Below are 26,978 nucleotides of genomic sequence, written 5' to 3'. Positions count from 1 at the left end.
TCAGAGCCTCAAACGCACCATAAATAATAAATATAATATAACAGGTAACCCTACAGCAGATAGTAATGTGATTACTGTACGTACATTTTTCTCATCTCGTAATATAAACGCTAAAAACTTATACCCTAAAATACCAATCCATCCACCCAAACAATTTAAAATGATGTCATCAATGTCTGATGTTCCGATGCCTAAAAGCCCCTGAGTGATTTCAACAGATAAACTCACAAAGAATATAAACAACAGATTGGTTATTACTCTTTTGTCCTTTTTGAATAATGACAAATAAGTACCGAGAGGAATTAAAATAACAATATTACCAACCACATTACTAAAAGCAAATTTTTTTATAGTTGCAGAACCGCCAAGTATATATTCCTTTATACTATAAAAAGGAATAAGATTGATTGACCTATTTAAAGTCCTTTGACTATTAAACATCTCCAAAAGTGAAATTCTTGATAATAACAATAATTTAATTAAAAAAACTATGTAACAAATGAAAACACCATATAAAAAGATTGTTTTAATTCGCTCTCGTTTATTCATAATACCTCCATTTTTCACTTCATCCCTGCTTATTCTCTGACGTTCAGTTTATAAATTAAGTTCACTGAGTGAAAAATTCATTTTTACGTGCGCATTTGTTGCCGGTAAAATCGCCCTTGCCTGCAGTATCAGTCTATGATAGTAAGGGTATATAACCTTTTGGAATGCGGCACATTACTTATTAACGGACTAGAGATCCTTTTGTATCGTTAACATTCTCCCTGATATTACAAGCTTTTTCATATTTACATCATAGACTTGTGAAATCCAAGTCAATATACGGAATATCATTTTTTATATTATTAATATAAAATGTTAATGCTTCCTTATTCCAATCTCTCCAATTATCAAAGTTACCCATATCAGAACTACGGTATATAAGACCAATAACGATAGCTTGTCTTAAATTAATAAATAGTGGAATGGAATCTAGTGAACTACGGCTTAATGTATTTTCTTTGGAGTATCCTTGAAAAAAGTTTGAAAAAAAACGTTTTGTTATTGTCTTTCGTTTATTTACATCTGTAATAATAAATGGAATTGGAGTTTCATGAAATATCGATGTTGCAATTTCAGAAGCAAACCAACTGTACTCGCATTGATCAAAGTCAATGATGCTCGGGTGATCTTCATGATTCAGGTAATTCCCCGGACTAATATCTCCATGAATAAGCCCAAACGAATCTCTGTCTCTTGACAATGATTGAATTTGACTTATTATTAACTCAAGTTTCTGTTGAAGCATCTCATTAGGTACATAATTATGAAATTTTGAAATAGCTGCATTGTCATACCAATCGCACCTTTTTTGAATAGGAGAAAACTGTTTTGATAGCTTATGCATTTTCCCAGTAAACCTGCCAATTCGTTCATAAAAGATATCACTTTCGACGCAAATTTCAGCCCTTCTGCCGGGAGCGAATTCAAAAGCAGTCGCAATAAAACAGTTATCATCTGGTTCAATAACTTCAACATATTCACCTTGATTAGAAAGTAAGGCTTTCGATACAGTCATTCCGGAATCGGCTAGATAAGCAATAAACTCGATCTCAGCAAGCGTCATATCCTTACTCCTATGTGAGCTATGAGCAATCCTTAATATCACATTTATTGATTCACGTTTACCTAAAAACACAAAATTTTGAAAACCGTCAAGTTCTATAGTATCTGCAAAGTTAATGCCAAACCGACCTGCTGCCTCTAAAAAAATTTCTTTTGTAAATTTGTCTTTAATAGAACTTTCGATATGAATCTCCTCCAAATAAATATTTCTTATTGAGCTACCGTACCTTTATGAAAGCTATCCATGTTGCTATCATCTTGGTTCCGCAGTATGTATTTTTCATATCCCTTAAATTTCTTTAGTATTAAAGTCTCTAAAATATGATAATCTCGTTCCCCGAATGAATTGATAAATTGATCTGTAGCGATTACAATCCTCATTTTTTAATCCCCCTTTCAAACATAATAACAAATTGATAATGAATGGGTTGATAAAAAATGATTATTGATAAATTATCCTGCCACGTTAGCCATACATGCGCGCAAGGTCTGCACCACAGATGATGAAAATGGGTCGATGAACTATGGTGCGTTAGAGCTCATCCGTTAGTCTGACTCCACCGACCACGGTGCATCACAGAATGTCGCTCCTTCGGGAAGCACTCATGCTAAATTAAGTATAAAAATTTTTACCGTCACTTGTGATACGATTCTCCGCGCTGTCTGTCTATCGTCCATATAAAGACAAAATACTGGCCGCTTTTTCAATTAAATGTTCTCTAATATGCGAAGGGCTCAAACATTCACAGTGATTGGTAAACCTTAATAAGGAGTCATAACCTTGCTCATTATTTTCCAATGAAATTGTTGCAATATACCAGCCATCTGTATAAGAAACAATACAACCTTCACCATAAAAATCTATTATCGTCTTTTTAATATTCTCATTAAATCTGATTTGAACGTTTATCCATGAAACTTCTTTGGAGAATGATGCATCCATCTCATCGATTTCAAAATTGCTCGGGACAAATGTTGTGTCTGATAGAGAAATTTTAGATATTCGGTAAACTCTAAATGTTCGAAATTCCTGCTTTATCCGACAAAAGCCTTGCAAGTACCAATGATTTCCCTTATGAATAAGTCGGTACGGCTCGACTTCCCGGTTGGACGACCTTCCCTGTGCGTTGCAATATTCAAAATGTAATATTTTCTGCTGATCCAAAGCTCTTTGCACACATTCTAGAAATTGCTCCAAACGAGCGTCTGCATACCACGGCGTCAGGTCAATGACGATTTGTTTCGTTTGCCTTTCAACCAACGATAATTGATTACTTGGTAACATACCTTTAACTTTGATAATGGCATTTTTGGATTGCTCGTCTTTTAATACAGATTGAACGCCTAACAAGCCAATAAGCATCGTGCGAATGTCCTTGTTTGTGAAAAGCTTTTTATCTACTTTGTATTCTTCCAGAATACCAATGCCTCCCTGACGTCCAGGGTAGGTTACGATCGGAATACCCGCCAGATTGATAGCTTCAACATCCCGGTAAATCGTACGGGTAGTAACTTCCAAAATTGTGGCCAACTCTTTAGCATCCATTTTTCTGCGTTGCATGAGAAGCATAATAATGGAGATTAATCGGTCGATCTTCATCCTATCACTCCCTCTGTCTTTAAAACTATGACATAATGTTGTCAAGTTTTCCATGATACAATCAAATCGAATTCAATCATTGGAGGTTGGGCCGAATGAACGAGAACCAAATGTTGCAAACTGAGAACCGTACCATTACCCCTTGGATCACTACAAAAAGCACAGAAAAATTGATTGCCTTTTTGGCTTCCGCATTTTATGCACAGGAACTTGGCCGGGTATACAATGCTGACGGAAGCATAGGGCATGCAGAGGTACGCATCGGCGATTCAAAAATTCTAATGTTCGATTCTCCTGCCGAATGGCCGTCGTTTCCTTGTTTTATTCGTCTGTACGTGGGTGACAGCGATGAATTTTATGCTCAGGCCATAAAGGCCGGCGCTACATCCATGACGAAAGTGATAACCCAGGCATGGGGGGAACGAGGTGGAAGAGTGGTTGATCCATTTGGTAATATATGGTGGATAACATCTAAAATAGAGGACGTTAGTCCTGAAGAAATGATGAAGCGGTCAAAACAGCAAGAGTATATCGATGCTATGGAATATGCGCAGAAGAGCTTTAATCCATTATTGACGGATGTGAGAAATAGCTGAAGTCATTTAGCACGACGTCATCAAGAGTTTGCCACCGTGCTGTACATTAATCACTGAATTAGATGGAGAAGTTGATGAAATGGTTGGATTATGTACTGCATTATTTTATGGTTCTTATGTTCGAATTGTAGCCTTTGTTGTGGATTCTAATCAACGAAAAAAAGGAATAGAAAAGGCTTATAAAAGAAGCGGAAAGTTGGGCAAGTAAACCCGCCAATTCAGGGATGTCTTATTGGATCTTTCGCCAATACGTGCGCAAAAACAGGCTGTCATGGCAGCCTGTTAGTTTATTGAACTATCGTTTTTCGTTTAGCTTATCGACGAGGAATTTCAGCTATTACTCTGAACTTTTCTTATTTGCAATTTTTAGACAAGAAGCCATAAGGTAACCATTGACTGTTTTTAATATTCTCATCATTAAGTTTAATCCAAACAGAGTAATCTTTTTTCAACACCTTTACCTCCCATAGTCCACCACTGTGTTTACTGATATATGTAAGGTAATAAGCATCATCACTATGTCCCATGTAATTAATATAATCGGCTTCGAACTTGGATTTATCGCTTATTAGTTTGTCTACCTCATATATGTTTATAAACGTCACATCAAATTAAGGCTTTTATAAAGATATATGAAGGCTAATTCTAGAAAATATTTTTAAACTGACAACCTATGAAGATAAAAAGGTGCCATTAGGCATCTAATTGGGGTTTATTATCTAGTTTTGATAAGCACGCTTTTCTCAACTTCATCCCAGGTCACTTCTGCACCAAGTTGTTCACTTATAAAGCGCAGCGGAACCATCGTTTTATTATCAATAAGTTGAGGCGGGACTTCAAGCTGAGTTGATTTTCCATTGACCGTGACTAGGTTTGAATTAATGGTAAGGACGAGATTGGTGTTGTCTTTTGCTACTTTTGCTGTCTGGGTTTCATTGTCCCACGTAACGGTTGCGTGGAATTTTTCGAACAAATAACGAAGGGGAACCAATGTTGTTCCATCTTTAATGATAGGAGTGGCAAAGTATGTTTCCTCTATGTTGTTTATAAACAATGACATCTCTGAATAGGAATAACGGTTATAAGCTTTAGGGTTGACAAGGTCTTTAAACGAATAATAATAGGGAGGGGAGCTTGAATAGGTCCCTGTTTTTTCATCTAGTCCGACGATTACAATGCTTGCTGCATTATATCCAGTAGAAGCATCTGCCGTGAACTCGAAATGCTTTTTATCCCAATCTATATTTTGAGTACCGAACTTAATTGGTGTCCCATATGGATATAAATTACTTTTAGTTGTATTTCCCCCGTTGTATGCACTTCCATAATAAGGGCTAATTTGAACGAAATATTTAAGAGATTCCGTGCCCAATCCGGAAGCCGGTTTATAATCAAATGTGTATTCTTCCAATGTGAAATGGTTTACATGTACTTTATTATCTTTCAATACTTGAAATGCTGTTAATTGAGGACGATCAGCCTTAGAAAGAACATTAGATTTTACACCTGATAGGTCTTCCCAATACTTCCCAAGCTCCGGAATATAAGCCGCGTTTAGGATTTCTTGATTTTCTTCACGAACTCCATACTTCATTATAAGATCGGTTGAACCAAATAACAAAATATAGTCTTCTGCCATAATTTCTTCTGGTGCCCAAGCGTGTTTAACCTTTTTTTGATTCCATCCAACGCTAGGTTGATAGTCAATTTGCCTAACTTTTGCCCACTCACTGGTAGAAGATATATTGTCTGGCGACATACGTATCTTTCTCAAGTAGTAGTAGGTAAAATGATGACCATACTCATGACATAAAACGCTTTGAATACGGAAGGAATCATCGACACTGGTTAAGGTATTAATATCGCCATAACAAAGTTCAATATCACCAGGTGCGTAATACACTCCAGCGGCATCGCCTTCGTCACCAGCCCAAGTACAAGCTCCTTTCATTACTGTTACATTCCGTAATGCTTTCAATTCTTCGCCGTGTTTATTTCTTAACAAGAATGAGTAAAGTTGTTTAAGGGATTCTTCATTCCAGTTTTGACTTTGGGTTTTGAATTTAATTCCTTCCGGTGATGTGTAGGATGCGAATTCATCAGCAGCCCATACAGAAGGGATTGAACAAGAAAGCATTAAAAAAAATGACAGAACAAACAATAAAGACTTTTTCAACTCTAATCACAACCTCAGCTTTTGAATTTTTCTTTTTTCATCACCCTAATTTCTACAACTTATTTCCATTATCCTGCCCGTTACTTTAATAAGCAAAAGAGGAGTTACCGCGAAGCAAGACCCTCAATTATAGTTCCTCGTTTGCACAATGAAACATCCTTCATGCAGTAGCCTAGTATATCACATTAATCATTCTCTAACTCTCTGGAGATGTTATTAAAAATTCCTCTACTTGGGTGTGAGTGCTAATAGCTTTTTGCAGAAAACAAAGCATCCTATTCCTACCTCGACTGACAACATTATATCCCCCTATTACGTCTATTCACCATTTATTTCTATATATGATTGTTATTATCCTGCCCGTTAGGCGAGCGAAGGCTCCCGTTTGTGTCGGCAGCCTCGTCCCGGTTACGTATTGAGCTCTAGTTATCCGTTAGTTTAATCCTCGCTATTTATTCTTTCCAGAACTTGTTCAATGGTTTCATACTTAATGTTATCGTATTCTCATTCCATAACAGGAGAAAGAGTGTATCTTTTCGAAGCCTTAGGCATACGCTCAATTATATCGTTTCTGAGAGGATGTTGTTCGTGTTTCCTTATCATTCGGGGAAAAATCAAATTCCAAATCCTTATTACCGGTCTGTACCGCAGGGACAATATTATAACCCTTATTCCGAAGCAGGATGGTTTGGGTGGCATTATCCCATAGAATCGGAAGGAAGTTTTCGGCATTCTCAACGGCTTACTTTTGTCCTCGTGCATGGTTCCTGGGCTGATGCTCACTTTTGGGATGGTGTGGCTGCGGTACTGCGCAGTCAAGGGAACATAGTCTACACTCCAGAATACGCAGGCCATGGAACTGATCCAAATAAAAATGTCACTCATGCAATGATTACAAAATCAGTCGTTGATTATATTAGACACCTGAACCTGTACGATTTTATTCTCGTTGGGCACAGCTTTGGTGGAACAGTCATCCAAAAAGTTGCTGAGCAGGTACCTGATCGTATTAAACGTTTGGTCTTCTGGGATGCGTTCGTATTAAAAGACGGAGAATCGGTTGTTGATGAGTTACCGCCTCAAACGAGAAAAGGTTTTGAACAGCTTAGAGCCATGTCGAATGACGACACAATCATGCTTCCGTTTGATTTGTTTCGAGTTTTGTTCGTAAATACGGCCACCACCGAGGATGCTAAACTTTTTTATACAAGTGTAGCTCCGGAGCCGGCTAAACCGCTTTTCGAGAAACTGGATCTTAAAGCGTTCTACGCTCTACAAACCCCCAAAAGCTATGTATATTTCTACCAAGATAATGTATTGCCTCAAGGGGAAGGCTACGGTTGGAATCCCCACATGTCAATACGACTGGGTCTGTTCCGCCTGATCGTTGGCGATGGGGACCACTTTACGGATACACGCACAAGACCGGCTTATTTGGCACAGAAGATTTACGATGCAAGTCGGGATTGATTCACTCAAGCGTAAATATGCTTGAGTTTTTTTTGCCTGGGGAATATGCTATTCTGCGCGTTAGTTGAGAAATGATTATTATATTCTGGGTAATCCCATCAAATTCCCTTTTCGATATCCTTAAGCTATCCTTCCATTTGCGTAGCAAAAAAGTCATGAACCGGTCTGTCGGGAATGGGATCAAGTTCTTGTCATTGGGTTTTGACAAGAACTTGATCCCATAAAATAAAAAAAGCCGCAACTATGCAACTTTTAAGCATATATGTTCTTGTCATCCGACAATTGCAAGCACTTGATTCCCCACGAAAGTCCATCACAACAACAACCCCATGATAATTATCAGGCTCTACCTTAATTACATTAACAAGCGGCGTATCGTCTACAAAGCTGCTGGCTGAAAAGATTGCGCAGACATCCACTTTCTAGATTTATATAATAAAACTATCACGAAATATATAGGTGTAAGCGCTTCGTTATGCTTAAATGCCAGTTTTGCTGCGCAAAACTTTAAGGAGGGTTCAAACCATGAAAAAATTAAGTTGTTGGCTTCCCTATATGATCATTGTCACCGTGTTATTCGTACCCCTAACCTCAACTCAGATTACTCATGCTGCCAATACCGTTACCTTCAGCGATACCGTACGACACTGGGGCACAGATGCAATCGACTGGGCTGTACTTAATAAAGTTGTAGATGGCTATGCCGATGGTACCTTTCACCCGGATAACCCGGTCTCTGAACCCGAGTTTCTCGCTATGCTGCTTCGGGCTTATCCTGAGATCAAATTTCTGAACGCCGCTGCTGGACTGCTTTGGTATACACCTTACTACGACATAGCAGCGGCTTAGAAGTGGCCAGTACTGTCTGACAGCAACCGTGACCAATTTAACCGGGGTCATGTAGCTTTGATCATTGCCGTTACACAAAAAGGAACCGTGAGCTTAAACGACGCCATATCCTTTTTACTCAATCAAGGCTTGTCCAAAGGCAAAACAGCTGCGACAGTTGAAGGCTACCGGGCTGCCGATAAGCTATCTCGTGCCGAGGCTGTACAGTTCATACGTAATCTGAAGCAAATGCAGTTCCAGCTTTCAGCAAGGAAGGTTGCTGCCGTTCCTACTCCAACCGTCCCTGCTCCAGCAGCACCGAACGGACCTGTCAGCCCAACTGCACCCGCGAGTTCAGTCTCTGCCTCCGCAGTCGTTACCTTGAAGGATGTGCATATTGGAGACACATTGGAAGCAACCCTTAGCAAGTTGGGTCAACCAGCTCGTAAGGATGCGAGTGAATATGGCTTTACCTGGTATGTATATAATCAGGATTACTCCAGCTATGCGCAGATCGGGATCAGTGATAATAAGGTCGTTGCCCTCTATTCCCTTTCTACCAACTGGTCCAATAATAAGGGCATCAAAGACGGGTCTGCCAAATCCGAGGTGATTAAACAATACGGTAATCCCCTGGAATCGATAAAAAAGGGCGATACCCGATTTACAATCATTTATGGAAAGGATGAAAGTGGCACCTATGAAATTGACGGCGTCTACGTGACCTTCTTTTATGATAAGTTCCAGAATAATGTTGTAACTGGAGTACAAGCAGTCGCCAAGCCCAATGAGCTCGCCCTGGAAGCATTTTATCCAAAAGAAAGCCCTGCTTTAATCACAGCCTACGAACGGGAAGCGTTCGATCTGGCAAATGCACACCGTACCAAGCTCGGAAAGTCCATTCTAGTATGGAACGATACCATCGCCGGCACAGCCCGCAAGCATAGCAGAGATATGGCCGCCAGAAATTATTATTCGCATATAACCCCGGAAGGTAAAAGTTTTTCTGATCGAATTAAAGATGATGGTTTGAAATTTCGTACTGCATCAGAAAATTTAGCCGCAGTCAGACGAGCGCCATATTCGCCCATCATAGCTGGATGAACTCGGAAGGCCATCGCAATAATCTATTAAGTAATAAAGAGCGTCTCGGTGTAGGAGTCGCATTTGGCGGGGACATGAATATTTATTATACTGAAAAATTTTATACGCCGTAAATTTTGATATCTTGCCATACTTACTTTTAAAAAAAGCGTACCAGGCCCCTATAGCCCGGTACGCTTTGCTTTATTTGAACACTTGCAATCGCTCCTTGAGCGGTTTAAATTTTTTATCTCTCGGAGGTGCGGTGAGTGTCCCAAATGGAATTTGGACTACGAGCTGCCAGTTCTCCGAATTTCCATTCCGTCTTGACCTTCTTCGTCAATCAGCGGATTGTAATGCTGCAGACTGGTGTCAAGTCCTTCACTCTCAAGCGCTGTCCATATCACAAATTGATGCGTCGCATTCGTATACTGTGCCCAGACAGGAAGCCCCTGATAAGTCACAAATGCCTCCTGCATGCCTGTAACCACGTGCTGATCTTCAAAGAACAGGTTGGTCCCTTAGTCGAATAAATATACGACAAATGCAAGTATGTAAGACATAATGGATTCTCTCTAGGAGCGTAGAACTTCCCTTCTAAATCACGTGGAATTAATTTTTCGATTTGAGCTTGGGCAGCTAATAAGAACTTCTCGCCTTTTTCTAGGAGTCCCCTTTGTAATAGTTCTCACAACTTTATTCCACTAAACCCAAAGAAGCCGCGATTTACGCGGCACTTAATGAGATAAATTTCTTGTCAACCGACACATGGCTGTGACAAGTCAGGTTAAGAGATCCTGAGCTCTTTTCGTTTATAAAATTAAAACGTATTATATACATTTTCACATTCTTCCGCGGTCGGTTCATAAAAACAGTGCTTCTGCCATCGTCCTGCGAGCGGCTGATTATACCAAGTTGGCGGACATGGTCCGGGATTTTCGAACGTTCCTGGTCGGAAATACCATAGGGAGAATTTGCCTGGCCAATTCCGCTCCCCATTCACAGACCGTTGCGCCAGACGGCGTTCCCTCTCTCTTGCGTTTTGATAGTACAAACCATGTTGCAACGCTTCGAACGCATGCGGCTGGTTGATCATTTGGGGAATTGTCCGGACTCCTTTAAAATCCGAGCAATTCGCTCTTATTCGGTTAATGCCAACATTTCCAACAAGGAGCATGCCCATTTCGCCTTCGGTCTCAGCTTCAGCTCGAAGCAACCTTGCCAACATATCAATATCCTGTTTCCTGGCTTTTACGACTGCCATTGGCTCACCTCTTTAGATTTCTAGTCTCATCTTATTATAGGTGTGGTGAAGCGGATGTATTACTCTGGCAAAATAGAGAGCGATAATAAATAGCCGTTCCACTACACTCTTCTGCCCGTTAGGTGAGAAAACAGCGGCCAATATTATTTGCCGTTCATATGATAGATTAGTTGCACAACACCAGAGGAGAACGTTTTTGTATTAACCATTTTTAAATTCAACCTCTGTTTAATATCAATAAACAACGGTTTTCCTTCTCCCAAAATAACAGGGTGAACAGATAATCTAAATTCATCAACAAGCCCTAAATTGATAAAAGTTGTAATAAGACTCGCTCCGCCATATAGCCAGATGTCTTTACCAGGATTATTCTTTAATTTATTTACTTCTTCAAGAATATTATCATTTATAACTAATGCTTTATTATCAGTCCCCTTTTGAGTTCTGGAAAATACATATTTTTCTTTACTATGAACTAATCCCCATATTTCTTTTTCGGTTTCAGTATGACCCTGCCCCGAATAGATAGACACATAGAAAACCTTTATAATAAAAGTGGAGGGATTTACTATGGGGCAGCGGAAAAAGTTTGATAAGGCATTTAAGGAGCAGGTCGTACTGAGAATCTTGGCTAAAGAAACCAGTGTCGGAGATGCAGCCACGGAACTTGATGTTCACTATACAACAGTCCGAGACTGGGTAAGAACATATAAACGCGATGGAGAAAGTTCGTTTCCAGGCAGCGGTAATCTCAAGGCCGAAGATGACGAAATGCGTAAGCTTCGTAAGCAGTTAGCCGATCTGAAAGAAGAGAATGAAATTTTAAAAAAGGCGGCGGCCTACTTCGCGAAAAATCTGAAATCATAACGTTCACGTTCATCCATGAACATCGCTTCGAATTTCGGATTGCGAAGATGTGCCAGGTCTTAGAGGTCTCAAGAAGCGGCTACTATGCTCACATCCATCGACCAGAGAGCAAGCGTAGTGTGGCAAACCGAGCGTTATTAGATACGATTAAAGCCATTCACAGCAGTAGTCGACGGATCTATGGATCTCCACAGATCACAAAGAATTTACCATCTGAGCAGAAAGCTAGCCGAGGCCGTGTCGCTCGATTAATGCAAGCCAATGGAATTCGATCCAAGGTCGTAAAGAAATATAAAGCGACCACAAACTCGAGCCATAATCTGCCGGTAGCGGATAATATCGTGAATCAGAACTTTAAAACGAGTAAACCCAATGAGAAATGGTTGAGTGATATTACTTATATCTCAACAGCTGAAGGCTGGCTGTATCTCGCTGGCGTTTTGGATTTGCACGGTCGTAAACTTGTGGGTTGGGCCATGGATAGTCGAATGAAGACAGAGCTTGTCTGTGCGGCATTAAAGCAAGCAATTGGCCGTACAGGTGCATCGAAGGGACTCATCGTACACTCTGATCGGGGTGTGCAATATGCCAGCAAAGGCTACCAGCAGCTTCTCAAGAAGCATGAATTTATATGCAGCATGAGCCGAAAAGGGAACTGTTACGATAACGCTCCGATGGAATCTTTTTGGGGTAAGCTTAAGATGGAATGGCTCAATGATTATACATTTAAGACTCGTGCAGAGGCTAAAAAAGCTGTATTTGAATATATCGAGCTATTCTACAACCGTCGGAGAACGCATTCCTCTAACGATTACATCCCGCCTTTTAAGGTAGGGATTGATCAGTAGACATTGGACTAATGGGTGTCACCGAGGCTTTCTCTGTGTCTACTTTTTTGAAGCAAGGTCAGTATCTTCAATTTCTGGAGTAAATTGCCCCCATAAATTATAACTTTTTCTTCCATATAAAATAGTATCAATTTGATTTAAGAAATTAATAAACCCCATCTCAGAGTCCATAATGCACCAATCAACTTCCCCATTTTTCCCTTCAATAAAACCATCTAATGTAACAGCTAAATCTAAAATTATTCTCCGTTTCATGATTTGTTACTCCTTTCGTTGATCTACCACCCATTATAGACCTTATATATGTCACCTTGTGACCTTTATTATCACCGCGATTATGCGCATATGTTGGTGTTGCCGGACAATTGTCGGCTGACAAGAACTTGATGTCATAAATGACAAGAACTTTACCTCTATGTTGAGTATGTTAGTGCAAGATCCTTCAACAAAGCCACGGCAGGAATAGATTATAGCGACAAATTTATGGATATTATAGTTTGCAAGCCTTATACAGCATGCGAAACGCCTGCCAGAAGCTATTTTAGCTCTTGACAGGCGTTTCTAATGAAAGAGAAATATGACTATTGATCTCCGTACTGGCAATACCCATTTTTTCCAGACCCTTAAGCTCGTCAGGTGTACCTACTCGTCTTATAACGAGGTGCACCTTTTTTGAAAAAGGCAATTTCTTTGCCTTAACAGCAATGTTTAGCTTAAAGTTAATCTGCGCTTGCGGTAATGTGCTCCCACTTTTCATATTCCTCCAGCATGGAATTGAGCTGTGTGCGAGCCATTACGAGTCCCATGCTCCCCAAAGCCAGTCTTCTTGGCGGATTGTCTGTGCCGGCAATATCGGCGACCGCAGACATTGCTTTTTCTACATCGCCGTAAGGCGCGGTTTTGGCAAGCTCATTGTACCAATCATATGTCGCTTGATAATCGGGTATATCGCTTTTAACTTCTTGCGTATTTCCTTGAAAGCCTGTTTTGAAGCCTGCCGGTTCAACAAGCGTGATGTTGATCCCGAGCTCCTTCACTTCGGCAGCCAGTCCTTCGCTAAGATTTTCAAGAGCCGCTTTTGAACTGCAATAAATGGACAAGGTCGGCAAACTTTGTACGCCGCCCATAGACGATATATTGATGATATGTCCAGAACGATTTTTCCTCATCTGCGGAAGTACGGCTTGAATCGTACCCATGACGCCAAATACATTCGTTTCATATTGCCTGCGAGCTTGTTCGACCGTTACTTCTTCAAATACACCCGCCTGAGCGTACCCCGCATTATTGAGCAAAACATCAATTCGCCCATATTGACTCGTTACCGTATCAACAACCTGATGAACCTTTTCCTGATTCGTAATATCTAAAGCCATCACCTGTATGTTAGGGTATTGGTCAAATTCAGGAGCGGCTTTCTGCGTATCTCGCATGGCAGCTACTACATTCCAATGACGCTTGGCGAATTGAAGGACCAATTCCTTGCCGAAGCCTGTTGACGTGCCTGTAATCAAAATCGTTTTATTCATCTGTATTCACTCCCGATAGTGTTTTGAGCATCGCTCGAGAATGATCTTAACTCTTAAAGTCGACTTTAAGTCAAGTGCTGCTTTTTGGATAAAAAATCAATCCCATGCGAATCGCCTCTATGCTATTCCCACCAGGCTGCGGAGGGGTAATTCGTAGCTCCTATCGTTACGGTTTCGCCTATCCTAGGCGTCGCCAAGGCTGCGTTCCGTTGTTCAGCCGCTCGTTTTGCCCGCTCTATAGGGTCTGTCCAACTGTGCAACGCTAACGTAAAAGCTCCCCAGTGTATAGGGATCATTAATTTACCTTGCACATCCAGGTTAGCTTGCAATGACTCTTCAGGTGTCATATGAATATTTGCCCACTTTTCATCATATTGACCCGTTTCGATAAGCGTGAGATCAAACGGTCCGTATTTATCGCCAATCTCCTTGAAATGCGGTCCGTATCCGCTGTCCCCGCTATAATATATTTTCGATTGATCACTAACTATGACCCAGGAACTCCATAAGGTAGACCCGCCGCTGCTATTGCCCCGGCCAGAGAAATGTCTTGCCGGCGTGCTGATTAACGTTAGTCCCACAACGGACTCCTCATCCCACCAATCAAGCTCTTTAATGCGTTCAGATTCGACTCCCCACTTCGTCAGATGCCCGGCAACCCCTAAGGGAACTATAAACTGCTTCACTTTTCCTTTCAACTTGCGAATCGATCCATAGTCCAGATGGTCGTAATGATCATGAGATATAATAACAGCGTCTATTTCAATCAAATCCTCTATCTCTGCCGGCAGCTTGTCGCTGTAACGCTTGGGCCCAAAGAACGGAACAGGAGAAGCATAATCGCTGAATACGGGGTCTATTAACAGCTTCACCCCATTTACTTTCATCAATAGCGTGGAATGACCAAACCAGATCACTTGATCTTCCTTATTTTCCGTGAAAGCTTTCGAATCAAAAGAATCGATCGGCATGATCCCCTTCGGTCTGCTGTTCGGAGTCCCTTTTATCGATTTAATCAACGCATCTGTGGTATCTTTTAAACTGTAATCCATCGGCGTTGTAATTTGATTGCGAAACTTCCCGTCGATAAACTGCGGGGAAGCCTGAATTCTTCTCTGGCTTTCCGCCGAGCTTTGGCCGCCAAGCGGAGGGTAATACTTCTGTATCAAAAATGTGACTAAAGCGACTATAACGACGAGAATTAATAATTTCATTCGTTTGGTTACTACTTTCTCATCGTTACATAACGGCATTGTGACCCAGAATCGCCTTAGGCTCCAAATATTCTTCGATTCCATACGTACCGTGATCCCTGCCTATACCGGAGCTTTTAAACCCTCCGAACGGCGCTTTCGGTTCGTCGTGCAAGCCGTTGACTGATATCCGTCAAGCCACGATCTGCTCGGCGACCCGATTGCCCCGCTCCTTGCTTCCGGAAAAGACGAATGCTTGCAAGCCATACGGTGTATCGTTCGCAATTTCAATAGCCTCTTCTTCCGTTTTATAGGTAATGATCGATAGGACGGGACCAAATACTTCTTCCTGCGCAATAGTCATATCATTGGTTACATTGGAAAACACCGTTGGCTTAACATAGTAACCGTCATCGAGCCCTTCAGGACTGCCTGCACCGCCGACAACCACTTCAGCTCCTTCTTCGATCGCCTGGTTAATATAGCGCTGAACTCTTTCGAACTGCTTCTGATTCCCATTGGCCCAATAACCGCTGCTTCGTTCCAGAGGTCCCCCACTTTTAACGCCTCGACGGTTGCAGCCATTAAACGTTTAGCCTCCTCTAGACGCTTTTCTGGAACAAGCACCCGAGTACCGGCAAGGCAAGCCTGACCGCTGTTGATGAATCCGGCCCTTACCGCAAGTGGAACGGCTTTCGTGAAGTCGGCGTCATCCAAAATGACGGTAGGCGATTTTCCTCCAAGCTCGAGCGTAACCCTTTTTAAGTTAGCCGCCGCGCCTACCGCGATTCGTTTTCCAATTGCTGTGGAACCTGTAAACGTGATGCCGGTAACATCCGGATGGCGAGTCAACTCTTCGCCGACTACTTCTCCCTTGCCATTAACGATATTGATAACGCCAGCAGGGATATTGGCCGCATGGACGGCTTCCATAAATAGTTCCGTTTGTGCCGCGCTAAACTCGCTCGGTTTGACAACCACGGTGCAGCCCGCTGCAAGCGACGGCGCAATTTTATTGGCAAGATGCGTGGCATTCGCATTCCAAGGCGTAATGACTCCCACGACGCCAATCGGCTCCATCCGAACCTTTGCTGTGCCGGCCGCTCGTATAAAGGGATACGATTCAACTGTTTCCTTCATATGTGAAAAGGCGTTGATCGCAAGCTGGGTCAGCATTTTAGCCACTGTAATCGGTGCACCGTATTCCGTAACGGTCGCCTCCGTCAAACTATCGAATCGTTGCGACAGCGATTCATGCAGCCGCGAAAGTATTTCCACGCGTTCCTCAACGCTCGTCTTAGAGTACGTTTTGAATGCAGCTTTAGCAGCCTCTATTGCTTTGAACGTGTCCTCAACATTTCCGAGCACGACTTTACTGACTACTTGCTTGTTTACGGGATTGATCAGTTCCAGCTCTTCCGTACCCAACGGTTTAACGAATTGTCCATCTATATAAATCTTATCGTACACATTCATTATCGTTTCCTCCTCATCCTTACAGATTATTTAGCATAAATCATTTAAATTATAACTATTAAAGTTCACTTTAAGTCAATAGCTTTACATAAAATATTAGCGAAGCCCTGATCCATTATTTCTCTCGAAAGAAATGATGGATCAGGGCTTCGCTAGTTTTTCGCTCGTATTTACTTGAAACCTTCATTATTCGTTGGTGCATCCAACTTCCCAATATACTCGAGAAAGCTATCCTCCGGGTTACCGTTTTGGATGTTATTATACACCTCCAGCTTTTGACTCACCGCTTCAAAAGCCTCGTTCAGCACCTGCTGCTTTTTTACGATTTCTGATTGATGCGCTACCAATATGGCTCTTCTTTGGGCAATCGTCTCTTCTCCCTGCATGGCAAGCTCGACAATTTCTCTTATACCCGCTATGCTCATTCCCGTTGCGCGAAAACAAGTCATTAATCGAATCCAGTCCAAATCCTTTTTATCAAACAAACGGTTGCCTTTGTCGTCCCTGCGAATATTCGGCAATAGTCCTTCTTTATCATAAAATCGTATCGTATGTGCGGGGCAATTTAATTTTTCCGATGCTTCCTTTATTGTAAACAATTCGCTCTCCCTCCATTAAGTTTACTTCTTCATACCGCTTTTGCTTTGGCTGGAACTATCGCGATTGATAGATGGCAATAACGCTGATTGCACCTATGTACAATCAGCATCTATTCAATTTTTGATTTAGAAATTATAACATAAGCGGTTTTAGACTGACCATAAAAATGAAACAGCGGCGGACCAAGACTTGAAAAATAAAATATTAGACTGCCGCTGTCCTTATTGAACTAACGTTCCTCGTTTGCTTAATGGCTAATTTTTTCAACGATTGGATTCCAATAACGCCATTTTGTTTGCCAACATCTTTGAGAGAAGGTTTTGAATCTGCTCTAATTCCGCTTTTTTTTTGTCTATCTCTTTCATTTTTTGGCAGAGAAACTCAATTTTCTTTGGCAGCGAAAACTCATCTAGCCCACCTACCTGAGTTATCACTCTAAGTTCTGTTATTGTAAACCCAGCGGATTGAAGCTTTCTGATCAGCAGCAGTTGATCAACGGTCTCCTCGTTATAATCGCGATAGTTATTATTTTCACGTCGAACGTGACGAGAATCCAACAATCCTTCTTTTTCATAAAAGCGAATTGTGGGAGCAGTCAGACCAGTTTTCTCTGCCAAATCTTTGATTTTCATTGGCACCCCTCTTCTAAGTAAGGCTTGACATTAAAGTGTGCTTTATAGTTTATACTATATGCAAAAACCAATTTATTATCAATAGGAGGAAATGAACATGACATTGCATAATCATAAATTATTGACACGAGCTCTGGTTCTGGGCGGTGGCGGTGTAACGGGCATCGCCTGGGAGGTAGGCATTCTGACAGGCTTGCTTGAAGCTGACATTGACCTATATAGCGCCGACACTATTATCGGAACGTCGGCCGGCGCCTTCGTCGGAGTGGCCGTGGCCAGTGGATATGATATGAACAAGCTATTTTCGTTACAGATACAACCGAATGAATCCGAGATTGCGGCATCTGTATCCGAGGATTTGGTCAAAGCATGGTATCATGCATTTAAAACAGGAGGAAGCAATCCGGACAATGTCGGTGCGGAGTTCGGAAAGATTGCCAAGAAAAATCCGGATCCGGTATCCAGTAATCTACGCAGTTCTGTTGTCGAAGCTCGGCTCGTCACAACAGATTGGCCTCAAAAGTTACAAGTAACTGCCATCCATGCTGATACTGGAAAGTTGCACGTCTTCAACGAATCATCAGGCGTTTCTCTTATAGACGCTGTATCAGCGAGCGGAGCGGTACCAGGAGTCTGGCCACTTGTGCATATTAACGGGGAAGCATGGATTGATGGGGGCATGGTTTCTACGACGAATGCAAGGTTAGCTGATAATTACGAACGGGTAGTGATTTTATCTCCAATGCCAAAAGGTTTCGGTTCAATTCCGGGAGCTGCGGAGGATGCTTCAGCAATGAGCGCAAATGCGAATGTAGTTCTTGTCACACCTGATGAGCAAAGTATCAAAGCCATCGGACCCAATCCGTATGATCCAACACTCTGTAGTGCTGTTGCAATCGCCGGACGAGCGCAAAGCAAACAAATCGTTGACGCCATCCGTTCCATTTGGTAACGCAATGTACAATTCTTTAATGGCAATCGAAATCTGCCCGTTAGTCATCCTCAGTGGCACAAGACGAGCATTGCACCACTGAGGATGAAAATGGATAAAATCGGTCTCTTCTACTAGGGCTGGGAGAAGAAGTTCTATAAACTATGGTGCTATTAAGTTGCTAAACTACCACTTAACTCCATAATGATCAGCTTGAGGATCGATTAATTGCATTAGACGATAATTAACAGATTCATTTGCGAAATAAACATTTTTTGGTCGGAATCTCCTCCGTCCACCATATTCTGCTATGTATACGAACATGTCAGCCGTACTAAAACTGGTTTGTTAGAGCTGAATAATCTTCCTCGCTTAGTTCGAGAGTGGCTGCACGTAGATTGTCTTCCAAGTGAGCAGGAGAAAGTGTCCCGGGAATTGGTAGAATTATAGGGGAGCGTTGGTGCAGCCATTTTAATGCCACCTGCCGGATTGGGACATCCAATTTGTGGGCGATATTTGCCACCCGTTGTTCTACCTTGGCAGTGTCGCCAAACAAGCCACCCAACGGAAACCAAGGAATGAAGACAATCTGTTGTTCGGTACAAAAGTCCACAAGTGCTTCATGTTTGCGATTGACCACAATTGTATTCGTTCTGGACGCTCACTATCGATGCTACTTGCATAGCCTGTTGAAGCTGCTCAACCGTTACCTCAGACAAGCCGATGTGCCTAATAAGCCCTTCATCTTGAAAGCTTTTAATCGCCTGCATCGTCACTTCCAGTGGAATATTAGCATCTACACGGTGGAGTTGATAAAGGTCAATTCGGTCTGTTTTGAGTCTCTTCAAACTTTCTTCCAACTCGCGTCGTAATTGTTGGGGGGCAGCCTCATTCGCACCACCTTTTGTGGCCACAAATAGGCCGTTGCCGTATGGTGCAATTGCGTTACCAATGCCTTCCTCGCTCTCTCCCTCACCGTAGATATGTGCTGTGTCAATAAAATTGATGCCCAGTTCTAGAGCTCGTTTAAGCAAATTGTGTGCATCTGGTGTGTTGGTGATGCGGTTTGTGCCCAAGCCAATTCGGTTGACAGTCAAATCACCTAGTGAAATGGTGCCCGCCTGCGCCGCAGAAATATTTTCTGACATAATTCTCCCTTTAACCGTTTTTTGAACATTGGAGCTGAAACATCTTTAAAACAGAACAGAACAGTTCTGTTCTGTATTTTAAAATACAATACTGTTTTGTTCTGTGTCAAGAGACACAAGAATTTATCCTTTAAAAAAATACCCCCCTTAGAATAAACATTAAATCCAATGCTTATTCTAAGGGGGGTATACGTTTTTCTCTCACAATCAAGGCTTCAAGCTACTTGCAAATCGATCAAATGTGTTGCGAGTGCTTTAAGTTGGGATGCTGGACCGGCAGAGCCCAGTGCATGAGCTAACGATAGTGCTCCAGTGATCACAAGCATAAGTTGATCCGTCAAATTTTCATCTTGCGCACCTGCCTGCTGGGTCAATCGATTCAAGCGTAATCGCAATGAACAGTTGTATTCAACAGTCAATCGCTTGACACAATGACTCTCTTCGGGAAATTCCGCAAGAGCGTTTAAAAAAGCACAACCACGATAACCGGGATCCTTCATTGTGTTCGTAATTGTATCAATAAAAGCCAACAATTGCTCTTTTGGGGATCCCTCATACTTCGCAATTTTCTCATCAAATTGTGTCCAATCATGTTTTTCCCATTCCTCGAGATAAGCGGCAATCAAATCATCTTTGGTTGGAAAATGGCGATAAAGAGTCGCCTTGCCCACTCCAGATTTCTCAACAATTGTATCTACACCTACAGAACGTATACCTTTGTGATAAAACAAATCGCAAGCCACTTCAAGGATGCGCTGCCGTGCAGTTTTACGCGACGATGTCAACAATTCAAACACCTAACCAATCTCTAATAGTATGGATGAACAGTTCTGTTCTCTCAGTGTATCAAAGCACTTATATTACTTCAACTGATGACATCAGTTAACATCCCATTATTTGGCTTGATGGGTGTATCCACGAGCTGCTACACGAAATCTTTACTGTCGTCTTCAGGAAGCATAATATTTCGATTTCAGCATAACCTACATTTCGGAATGCAAGTTACAACATCCAACAACTTTTACAGCCAAATCTATTACGGTTTTCTGATATGCAGTCCAGCCTGTTTGTTTACTAATTAATCTAGATAGAGTCTCATTAAACCATGGTTATACCCGTTCAATTCAACTGATTGAAAGGATTAATTGTTCTATGAATACAATATTTTCATCTGTATTAACGGAGCAAACAATCGCATCAAATCTGCAAGCAACAGATCCATCTTGGGTTAATGAGTTACCCTCTACGATTATTGAATCCTCTAATATCGAGTCCGAACAAGAATCTGATAATGCGGTTTCTTTTCGAGTACAAGTGTATTCGTACATGCAGGATAAATATGTATGGATTAGCGGAGGATGCAATTGGTACAAGGCTCACACTGATTTTAAGGGGACTTAGCAAATTTGTACAGGCTATAAGAGTGTTCCACCGCTGGTCATAAAGGTATAACTGATGGGTATGGAGGGATGGGTATGATAGGCTGTCTAGTCTTGTAATGCTACCAAGATTCACAGCAATCTTCCTTTAAAAAACTGGGATCAAAATTGAATTGGATAGAATCAAATACCGATTTAATTGATCATCTAAAGGTTTGCTCGAATACGGCCAAACCTATAACTGCGATTGCGTTCTCCTACTTGGATTAACTACAGCGGTTGTTGTTGATCTCAATCCGCCCGTCTTTCTTGACGGACGAAAACAACCCGCTTCTCTCGGTTCTAAGGAGCGGGTTGTTCATATGGGTAAGCGATATATGATCTCTATTTTAAGGAATGCATATTTTACGATAAATTCGACTCTGACAGGCATATGCCGTACGAATCCAATGGTGATGAAGTTCATTGGATCTCTTGAAATGGGGTTATATTGAAAATAGTAAATGGAGGGTCTTCCTCAAGGAGGTGACCACGCTTCGCTTCGTTACATGCTGGTAGGTTACTGCTATACCGTTAGCTCTTGAGTAATTCGATAGTAATCCTTACATACTGCCAACAGCCGCTCCTGATCGATATACAAGCCGAAGCCCGCCGCAGGCTCTGTTACGCACACTCGGCCATCGCCACTGCGCGAGGTAGCCTGTGTCAGAACACAGGACTCGAATTCCTCGGACTCACCAGGCTTTTCCAACGCCTCGACCCAATCTGCACCTAATCCAATCGCCAGCTGCTGCCACACCGTGCAAGCAGGTCCGACCAAGCTGTCATCGCCGATCATCAGCTTGGCGCCGAAGCCCTGAATCGTTCTTGCTAAATCAACGGCATGAATCAATGAGCCTGCGCAGCCCGGATGGATATTGTAGATGCCACCCATACCCGGAGCAGCCGTTTGAATCGCTGTGACAGCTGGACGCAGCGGCGCATCTGGAAGAAGCTGCAGCCCACCGACCCGATTTTGCAGCTCTATCCACTGTTCAGTCGTCAGGCTCGCCGGGTCTTCACATGCGTTCAATCCAATCGCATACAGCTGAAGCATCGCAGCCGTAAGCCCATCCAGACTGTCAGTGCTTTGCTTCTTGCGGTATCCATCATTAACATCGCCAACAAGAAAGGCTTCCTCTCCAATGACCGATCTAGCGGCTTGAATGACCGCCTTATCCAACTCGATATCCCCAAACAGCTTCACCTTGAGATGCGTACGATAGCCTTGCTCAAGTGACAACAGCGCCTTCTCCTTCACGACTTCCGTGTCGTTCTCCAGAATACAATACAATCCGGGTACAGCCTCTGTCCTTTCCAGACCCAACAAGACAACGGCTGGCAGGCCCAGCAGCTTTCCGGCCAGATCGACCAAAGCCGTCTCCAGCATTTCGGTCGCTTTGGACCCATTCTGCTGCAAATGGCTCATCAGCCATGCAATGCCATCTGAGATGCGCATGCCGATCAAGGGTTGAAACGACTCCAGCCAAGCTTGCAAATCCAGCTGATCCTGATTCACAGCAATAATATTTTCTCCCCAACCGGATTGCCCTGCGGATGTGATACGGATAAAACCGTGGATACGGTTACTCCACGAACCATGACTAAAATTACGCTGCACATCCACGTCATAACGGTAAACCTCAATCGATTCTATGTGATGCTGTATCTGACTAAGCTGCTCCATAACCTTCAATGTCAAAAAGCTCCCTTCACTGCAATTCTCATAGGATGTATTAACATGTCATTCATCTTTAAACTTTGTGAAGCTCGCGGAAGTCCTTTGGAGTCATCCCTTCCATTTTCTTGAAAATTCGATTGAAATAAGCGGGCTGGTAGCCAATCTGTACGGCGATTTCCTGCATTTTTAGATCGGAATGCATCAGGAAGTGCTTGGCATGATCCAATCGGACCTTGGTAATATAATCGACAAAGTGCAAGCCGGTTACCTGGAAAAACATTTTACTCAAGCTGGACGCAGCAAGCCCGAGTCGATCCGCACACAGATCAAGTGAAATATCCGTATGGTATTCGGTACGTATCATGCCGATCGAAATTTCGATCAGTTGTCGGGCTTTATGGTTCTGGTTATGCGCAAGCTCAGTAATGAGCGGCTGAATGATTTTATCGTCAAACCAGGTGCACATCGCGTCAATATCTTTCAGCGCCAACAGTTCAGCGAACAGCTGGCCCCAATCATACAAAGAGCCTGCCTGAATAATTCCCGACTGCATAATCGAGGATTGAATCGAACCGAGCAGCTTGAGACTGCCCTGCTGCAGGAAGAGCTCCAGCTCCGAATTTTTTTTCAGTTCCTGAAAAAAGACATTCAGCAACCTGCGGCTATCATCGCCAAGGCCGATAAACAGTGAATGGATCAGATCATTTTCAACCGTAAACGGGTATTTGGCTGCGCTGTTATCCTCATTCATTGGTTCATTTAAATCTATAATTTGATTGGATTCATGCAGCTTTCTGTGCCGCAGTGCTTGCTGCACCTCTGCCCACGCATTCGGTACCTGACTGATGGAGGACATTGTTTTTCCTAAACCTACGACCGTGTCCATCTTCAGAATCCGATGCAGACTTTGACCGATTTCAGCAGCCATTTCATTCAAACGGTTCGATATTTCCGAAGAGGAGATACGGTCAGGAAACATAATGAACAAGCCCACGGACAGATCGTGCAGATTCATCACACACACATCGTCATGCTGGGTCAGCTCTTCAATGATGTTCGCTGCCGCAAAAGTAACCAGAGGCTGCTCATCATCACGAAATGCTCCTTTGAGTTGTTGAAATCCAAGCAGCTGCACGACAACAACGACAAACCGCTTATTTTCCGTTTCCCAGCCATACTGCTCCAGACGTTGTCTGATCTCGTCCTCGTTTAGCAGTAACAAGTGGCCCTGTACCAGCTGCAGCAAGAAGCCGATCTTCAAAGTCGAGTAATGCGCCTCCAGCCGCGATTGCAGCATATGGCTTTCGCTGTTCAGATGCCGCCATTGATCCTCAATGTAGGTAATCTCATCTTTGGGAACGAGCAGCGGCTCAAAACCTGAAGGCGAGATGAAGGTACGGACCAGGCGATGGATCGGCTGATAAAGTCGAACTGAAGCATACCACGAGCTAAACAAAATCAGGATAAACCCCACTATCCCGACTCCCAGTATAAGCCTGGACACGATCACAATGGGCTTTACGAATTCAGATAACGGGACCGCCGAAACCAACTGCCAGGAGGTTAATGGAATCGTAGAGGTTGATACAAAAAAAGGCTCGTTGTTCCAGCTCCAGCGAAAAGAAGAAAGCTCCGTTCTCGTTTGAATTTCCTGCTCAATCGCCTCATTCAAACTTTTGATTCTGGGGGAAAAATGGTCACGGGATAAAAAGTAGCCCTCCAGATTACGGATAAAGATCGTCCCGCCTAGGCTTTCATCAAAACCTGCGATGTTCATAAGCTGCTTTTCATTCAAACGGACAAGAATCGCGCCGAACGGCTCACCGATGACCGGAAGCTTGTGTATAACAAACATACCCGGTTTTCCCGCGGCGTCCAAGCTCCGCCAGAAGAGCCGTTCCTTGCTCGTCATCAATTTGCGGTACAGCTCCGTTTCCTCCGTACTGAGCTTGCGAATGCCTTGGCTGTCAGATACGAGTCTGGACGGATTCTCCAGATATACATAAACCTGATCAATCAATGCACTGCTATTGTTCATAACGGTCAGTGATTGATAGAATTCCATCGTCAGCGCATAATTGTCCTTAAAATCGATCCCTCGCAACTTCTCGCTCATAATCGGATTAAGCGCCCACTGGTTCATGCTGACCTGAAGATGGCTCAAAGCATCATTAACCTGTTTGATGGTGTATTCCTGCTGCAGGCTGTGGGTTCTTTCAACCTCACGTTCAATATACCGAACCCCTATATAGTAGCTGCTGACTGATATGAGTATGGTTGGAATGATCGTAACCAGTAAAATCAGGATCAGACTCCGCTGGAAAACGTGACCTCGGTAGGTTCGGGTATCTGTTCGTTTGTGCCACTTGATTCGAATCATCCATTCACCTGTATTCTAGTAGGGGTAAGGCCCATGAGAGATGCCTCCCATGAGCCTGGTCATATCATATGACAATAAATAATCCAGCACGCTTAATGAGGATGGTACGATGCTTTTCCTATTTATTGGCCATTCTCGATTGATAGGAATCGTTTGTTTCTTTAATAATTTTCAGGAAATCTGCGTCCTTGGACAGCTTTTGCGCCCAATCATCCCAAGCGGTAAGAGGTTCTTTGCCCATAATGATCTTGACCTTCAGATCCTCGGTTTTCTTGTCAAATTCCGCACCCAGCTTGATCGCCGTTTCCGAGTACAAGCCATAGCCGATATCCGGTATCGCGTATTTGGCACGTTCGTCGATAATTTTTTTGTTGCGCTCAAAGATATCGTTCGGCATGCCCGTACGATACGCCCACAAATATTTCTCGTCACGGCTGAAGATTTTGCCGAGTGCACTTTGCGAAACGATATCCTTTTTCGCCTGATCGGTTGCTGTCTTAATGCCGTCTTTTTCAATATAATGCACATCTTTAAGTCCGTACCAGGCCAGGTTCGCACCTTCCTCGGAGGAGCCGTAATCCATCAGCTGCAAAATCGTTTTCAGCTTCGCATCAGATACTTTTTTCGGAATGACATAAATCCCGTTCAGGCCACGGAACTGGTACACCATTTTTTTGCCGCTTGGGCTGATCAGGTACGTAATCGGCATCATGTCCGCGTTCGGAATCGTCTTTCTTAGCTCTTCCGTTGGACGCCATGAAGCTTCTACCGTATCGGTCCAAATACCCGCTTTATTAGCTTTCGCCATATCCTCGAACTGACTCGTTTTTAGTACAGCAAAATCCTCGGGAATGACCTTCTCGTCGTACAGCTTTTTCTGAAAAGCGATCGCATCGCGAGTTTCTGTTTCCAGATAAATGTGGGTCAGCTTGCCATCCTTCATCTTCCATTTGCCCTGTGTTGAGTTGAACAGCGGCTCAAACAGGAACGTTCCAACATTGCCCGCTAGTCCGTACGTATCCTGTTTGCCATTGCCATCTGGATCGTTAAAGGTAAAAGCTTTCATGGTCTGGAACAGCTCATCAATGGTTTCTGGCACTTTGAGTCCCAGCTTATCGAGCCAGTCTTTACGAATATTCGGATACGACCAACCACCTAAAGGACGCACGGCCGGAATACCGTAATTTTTGCCGTCCTGCAGCTTCGAGTTGGTCCATACCTCTTTGGGGTAAGCTGCAAGGTTCGGATAGCTTTTGATCATATCAGGCGTAATTTCCCAGAATGCCCCGTCTCTGGCCATTTGCAGCACCAGCGGATCGAACGGATCGACAAACATCAAATCTGGAATATCACCGGAGGCCAACGTTACCTTCGTTTTCTCTGTATAGTTGTTGGGAGACACCCATTGAATATTCAATTTCGTATTCGTGCGCTTGCCAATTTCCTGTACGATCACATTATCTGCACCAGGTGGTTCCGGTGTGCTGAAGTTGGTCATAATCGACACGTCTGTCGGCTTGCTTGGTGTGGCAGCTCCCTGTGACTCAGTCTTGCCGCCCTCTACACCGCAGCCCGTCAAGGCAATACTTGCTGCTAGAAGCAGCGTCGATCCTTTAACTATAACATGCTGTTGTTGTTTCACTCTAT

General features: G+C 42.9%; 25 protein-coding genes and 3 pseudogenes. 8 read left to right on the top strand and 20 right to left on the bottom strand.

All coding sequences use genetic code 11. From position 1 onward, the window contains the following. The 4 genes from BM210_RS26160 to BM210_RS26150 form a co-directional block, all read right to left on the bottom strand. The gene (locus BM210_RS26160) at nt 1-549 is read right to left on the bottom strand and encodes a VanZ family protein (RefSeq protein WP_091175114.1); all 549 of its coding nucleotides are present in this window, start codon (nt 547-549) and stop codon (nt 1-3) included. A gap of 250 nt (nt 550-799) precedes the next feature. Further along, nucleotides 800-1,810 (bottom strand): phosphotransferase enzyme family protein, encoded by a 1,011-nt coding sequence (locus BM210_RS26155; RefSeq protein WP_177238007.1) that lies wholly within the window; start codon nt 1,808-1,810, stop codon nt 800-802. A gap of 11 nt (nt 1,811-1,821) precedes the next feature. After that, the gene (locus tag BM210_RS34975; protein ID WP_177238006.1) at nt 1,822-1,992 is read right to left on the bottom strand and encodes a hypothetical protein; all 171 of its coding nucleotides are present in this window, start codon (nt 1,990-1,992) and stop codon (nt 1,822-1,824) included. A 286-nt stretch (nt 1,993-2,278) separates the two neighbouring features. Beyond that, complete coding sequence (locus tag BM210_RS26150) at nt 2,279-3,211, bottom strand: helix-turn-helix transcriptional regulator (protein ID WP_177238005.1); 933 nt, start codon at nt 3,209-3,211, stop codon at nt 2,279-2,281. Nucleotides 3,212-3,306: 95 nt separating this feature from the next. On the opposite strand from BM210_RS26150, the gene BM210_RS26145 reads away from it, so the two are divergent. Continuing rightward, nucleotides 3,307-3,807 (top strand): VOC family protein, encoded by a 501-nt coding sequence (locus tag BM210_RS26145; protein ID WP_091175109.1) that lies wholly within the window; start codon nt 3,307-3,309, stop codon nt 3,805-3,807. A 715-nt stretch (nt 3,808-4,522) separates the two neighbouring features. Here the strand turns inward: BM210_RS26145 and BM210_RS26135 are convergent. Further along, nucleotides 4,523-5,983 carry a copper amine oxidase N-terminal domain-containing protein gene (locus BM210_RS26135; protein ID WP_091175106.1) on the bottom strand — a complete coding sequence of 487 codons (1,461 nt, stop codon included), beginning with the start codon at nt 5,981-5,983 and terminating at the stop codon, nt 4,523-4,525. A gap of 588 nt (nt 5,984-6,571) precedes the next feature. Between BM210_RS26135 and BM210_RS26130 the strand changes: the two genes are divergently transcribed. The 4 genes from BM210_RS26130 (at nt 6,572) to BM210_RS35815 (ending at nt 9,498) form a co-directional block, all read left to right on the top strand. Next, nucleotides 6,572-7,453, top strand: coding sequence for an alpha/beta fold hydrolase (locus BM210_RS26130; RefSeq protein ID WP_091175104.1), 882 nt, complete (start codon nt 6,572-6,574; stop codon nt 7,451-7,453). Between the two features lie 525 nt (nt 7,454-7,978). After that, nucleotides 7,979-8,302, top strand: a complete 324-nt coding sequence (locus BM210_RS26125) for an S-layer homology domain-containing protein (protein ID WP_177238003.1) — start codon at nt 7,979-7,981, stop codon at nt 8,300-8,302. A 57-nt stretch (nt 8,303-8,359) separates the two neighbouring features. Continuing rightward, on the top strand, nt 8,360-9,385 hold the full coding sequence (locus BM210_RS26120; protein WP_091175101.1) for a CAP domain-containing protein: 1,026 nt from the start codon (nt 8,360-8,362) through the stop codon (nt 9,383-9,385). Then, nucleotides 9,382-9,498, top strand: a complete 117-nt coding sequence (locus BM210_RS35815; protein WP_256224046.1) for a CAP domain-containing protein — start codon at nt 9,382-9,384, stop codon at nt 9,496-9,498. The genes BM210_RS26120 and BM210_RS35815 overlap by 4 nt, the downstream gene beginning before the upstream one ends. A gap of 156 nt (nt 9,499-9,654) precedes the next feature. Here BM210_RS35815 and BM210_RS34970 read toward each other — a convergent pair whose 3' ends face one another. From BM210_RS34970 to BM210_RS26110, 3 genes and pseudogenes are all read right to left on the bottom strand, one after another. Beyond that, complete coding sequence (locus tag BM210_RS34970) at nt 9,655-9,843, bottom strand: nitroreductase family protein (protein WP_177238002.1); 189 nt, start codon at nt 9,841-9,843, stop codon at nt 9,655-9,657. 341 nt (nt 9,844-10,184) lie between these two features. Then, a complete protein-coding gene (locus BM210_RS26115; protein WP_091175099.1) occupies nt 10,185-10,628 on the bottom strand; it encodes a cell wall hydrolase in 444 nt (147 codons plus the stop codon). Nucleotides 10,629-10,771: 143 nt separating this feature from the next. Continuing rightward, nucleotides 10,772-11,131 (bottom strand): annotated as a pseudogene (locus BM210_RS26110) (dihydrofolate reductase family protein); the annotation flags it as partial. A gap of 67 nt (nt 11,132-11,198) precedes the next feature. On the opposite strand from BM210_RS26110, the gene BM210_RS26105 reads away from it, so the two are divergent. Then, nucleotides 11,199-12,343 (top strand): IS3 family transposase gene (locus BM210_RS26105; protein ID WP_371263548.1). Its coding sequence is split into 2 segments (ribosomal slippage): nt 11,199-11,466 and nt 11,466-12,343, totalling 1,146 coding nucleotides; the frame shifts between segments, so codons are not numbered across the junction. A 57-nt stretch (nt 12,344-12,400) separates the two neighbouring features. Here the strand turns inward: BM210_RS26105 and BM210_RS26100 are convergent. From BM210_RS26100 to BM210_RS26070, 6 genes and pseudogenes are all read right to left on the bottom strand, one after another. Beyond that, a pseudogene (locus BM210_RS26100) lies at nt 12,401-12,598 on the bottom strand (dihydrofolate reductase family protein); the annotation flags it as partial. A gap of 464 nt (nt 12,599-13,062) precedes the next feature. Next, the gene (locus BM210_RS26090) at nt 13,063-13,872 is read right to left on the bottom strand and encodes an SDR family NAD(P)-dependent oxidoreductase (RefSeq protein ID WP_091175096.1); all 810 of its coding nucleotides are present in this window, start codon (nt 13,870-13,872) and stop codon (nt 13,063-13,065) included. Nucleotides 13,873-13,994: 122 nt separating this feature from the next. After that, nucleotides 13,995-15,170 carry an MBL fold metallo-hydrolase gene (locus BM210_RS26085; RefSeq protein WP_256224044.1) on the bottom strand — a complete coding sequence of 392 codons (1,176 nt, stop codon included), beginning with the start codon at nt 15,168-15,170 and terminating at the stop codon, nt 13,995-13,997. Then, a pseudogene (locus BM210_RS26080) lies at nt 15,112-16,541 on the bottom strand (aldehyde dehydrogenase family protein). The gene BM210_RS26085 and the pseudogene BM210_RS26080 overlap by 59 nt, the downstream one beginning before the upstream one ends. Nucleotides 16,542-16,711: 170 nt before the next feature. Next, the gene (locus tag BM210_RS26075) at nt 16,712-17,140 is read right to left on the bottom strand and encodes a MerR family transcriptional regulator (protein WP_091175094.1); all 429 of its coding nucleotides are present in this window, start codon (nt 17,138-17,140) and stop codon (nt 16,712-16,714) included. 264 nt (nt 17,141-17,404) lie between these two features. Continuing rightward, nucleotides 17,405-17,773 carry a MerR family transcriptional regulator gene (locus BM210_RS26070; protein ID WP_091175092.1) on the bottom strand — a complete coding sequence of 123 codons (369 nt, stop codon included), beginning with the start codon at nt 17,771-17,773 and terminating at the stop codon, nt 17,405-17,407. A gap of 97 nt (nt 17,774-17,870) precedes the next feature. Here BM210_RS26070 and BM210_RS26065 point away from each other — a divergent pair, with 97 nt between their 5' ends. After that, nucleotides 17,871-18,725, top strand: coding sequence for a patatin-like phospholipase family protein (locus tag BM210_RS26065; protein WP_091175090.1), 855 nt, complete (start codon nt 17,871-17,873; stop codon nt 18,723-18,725). A gap of 313 nt (nt 18,726-19,038) precedes the next feature. Here the strand turns inward: BM210_RS26065 and BM210_RS36310 are convergent, their stop codons facing one another. From BM210_RS36310 to BM210_RS26055, 3 genes are all read right to left on the bottom strand, one after another. Next, nucleotides 19,039-19,317: an aldo/keto reductase gene (locus tag BM210_RS36310; protein WP_371263552.1), complete on the bottom strand. Its 279-nt coding sequence runs from the start codon at nt 19,315-19,317 to the stop codon at nt 19,039-19,041. Nucleotides 19,318-19,324: 7 nt separating this feature from the next. Next, entirely contained in the window at nt 19,325-19,852 is a 528-nt protein-coding gene (locus tag BM210_RS35425) for an aldo/keto reductase (RefSeq protein ID WP_218184973.1), read from the bottom strand. A gap of 215 nt (nt 19,853-20,067) precedes the next feature. Continuing rightward, entirely contained in the window at nt 20,068-20,649 is a 582-nt protein-coding gene (locus tag BM210_RS26055; RefSeq protein WP_256224043.1) for a TetR/AcrR family transcriptional regulator, read from the bottom strand. A 355-nt stretch (nt 20,650-21,004) separates the two neighbouring features. On the opposite strand from BM210_RS26055, the gene BM210_RS26050 reads away from it, so the two are divergent. After that, nucleotides 21,005-21,253: a hypothetical protein gene (locus BM210_RS26050; RefSeq protein WP_091175088.1), complete on the top strand. Its 249-nt coding sequence runs from the start codon at nt 21,005-21,007 to the stop codon at nt 21,251-21,253. Between the two features lie 543 nt (nt 21,254-21,796). On the opposite strand, the gene BM210_RS26045 is transcribed toward BM210_RS26050, so the two are convergent. From BM210_RS26045 to BM210_RS26035, 3 genes are all read right to left on the bottom strand, one after another. Continuing rightward, on the bottom strand, nt 21,797-22,957 hold the full coding sequence (locus BM210_RS26045) for an enolase C-terminal domain-like protein (RefSeq protein WP_371263551.1): 1,161 nt from the start codon (nt 22,955-22,957) through the stop codon (nt 21,797-21,799). A gap of 67 nt (nt 22,958-23,024) precedes the next feature. Then, the gene (locus BM210_RS26040; RefSeq protein ID WP_091175084.1) at nt 23,025-25,331 is read right to left on the bottom strand and encodes a helix-turn-helix domain-containing protein; all 2,307 of its coding nucleotides are present in this window, start codon (nt 25,329-25,331) and stop codon (nt 23,025-23,027) included. A 118-nt stretch (nt 25,332-25,449) separates the two neighbouring features. Further along, a complete protein-coding gene (locus BM210_RS26035) occupies nt 25,450-26,973 on the bottom strand; it encodes an extracellular solute-binding protein (RefSeq protein ID WP_091175082.1) in 1,524 nt (507 codons plus the stop codon). Nucleotides 26,974-26,978: the final 5 nt, after the last annotated feature.

The organism is Paenibacillus sp. 1_12 (assembly GCF_900114475.1).
In the GTDB taxonomy this organism is placed as follows: Bacteria; Bacillota; Bacilli; order Paenibacillales; family NBRC-103111; genus Paenibacillus_S.
Note: the sequence above shows the minus strand (reverse complement) of the source record. Positions and strands in the feature narration are given on the sequence as shown.

Coding starts and splice junctions, on each gene's coding strand:
- BM210_RS26160 (WP_091175114.1), bottom strand. CDS start 549: ATGAATAAACGAGAGCGAATTAAAACAATCTTTTTATATGGTGTTTTC.
- BM210_RS34975 (WP_177238006.1), bottom strand. CDS start 1,992: ATGAGGATTGTAATCGCTACAGATCAATTTATCAATTCATTCGGGGAA.
- BM210_RS26150 (WP_177238005.1), bottom strand. CDS start 3,211: ATGAAGATCGACCGATTAATCTCCATTATTATGCTTCTCATGCAACGC.
- BM210_RS26145 (WP_091175109.1), top strand. CDS start 3,307: ATGAACGAGAACCAAATGTTGCAAACTGAGAACCGTACCATTACCCCT.
- BM210_RS26125 (WP_177238003.1), top strand. CDS start 7,979: ATGAAAAAATTAAGTTGTTGGCTTCCCTATATGATCATTGTCACCGTG.
- BM210_RS35815 (WP_256224046.1), top strand. CDS start 9,382: ATGAACTCGGAAGGCCATCGCAATAATCTATTAAGTAATAAAGAGCGT.
- BM210_RS34970 (WP_177238002.1), bottom strand. CDS start 9,843: ATGCAGGAGGCATTTGTGACTTATCAGGGGCTTCCTGTCTGGGCACAG.
- BM210_RS26115 (WP_091175099.1), bottom strand. CDS start 10,628: ATGGCAGTCGTAAAAGCCAGGAAACAGGATATTGATATGTTGGCAAGG.
- BM210_RS26090 (WP_091175096.1), bottom strand. CDS start 13,872: ATGAATAAAACGATTTTGATTACAGGCACGTCAACAGGCTTCGGCAAG.
- BM210_RS26085 (WP_256224044.1), bottom strand. CDS start 15,170: ATGGAATCGAAGAATATTTGGAGCCTAAGGCGATTCTGGGTCACAATG.
- BM210_RS26070 (WP_091175092.1), bottom strand. CDS start 17,773: ATGAAAATCAAAGATTTGGCAGAGAAAACTGGTCTGACTGCTCCCACA.
- BM210_RS26065 (WP_091175090.1), top strand. CDS start 17,871: ATGACATTGCATAATCATAAATTATTGACACGAGCTCTGGTTCTGGGC.
- BM210_RS35425 (WP_218184973.1), bottom strand. CDS start 19,852: ATGTCAGAAAATATTTCTGCGGCGCAGGCGGGCACCATTTCACTAGGT.
- BM210_RS26050 (WP_091175088.1), top strand. CDS start 21,005: ATGAATACAATATTTTCATCTGTATTAACGGAGCAAACAATCGCATCA.
- BM210_RS26045 (WP_371263551.1), bottom strand. CDS start 22,957: ATGGAGCAGCTTAGTCAGATACAGCATCACATAGAATCGATTGAGGTT.
- BM210_RS26040 (WP_091175084.1), bottom strand. CDS start 25,331: ATGATTCGAATCAAGTGGCACAAACGAACAGATACCCGAACCTACCGA.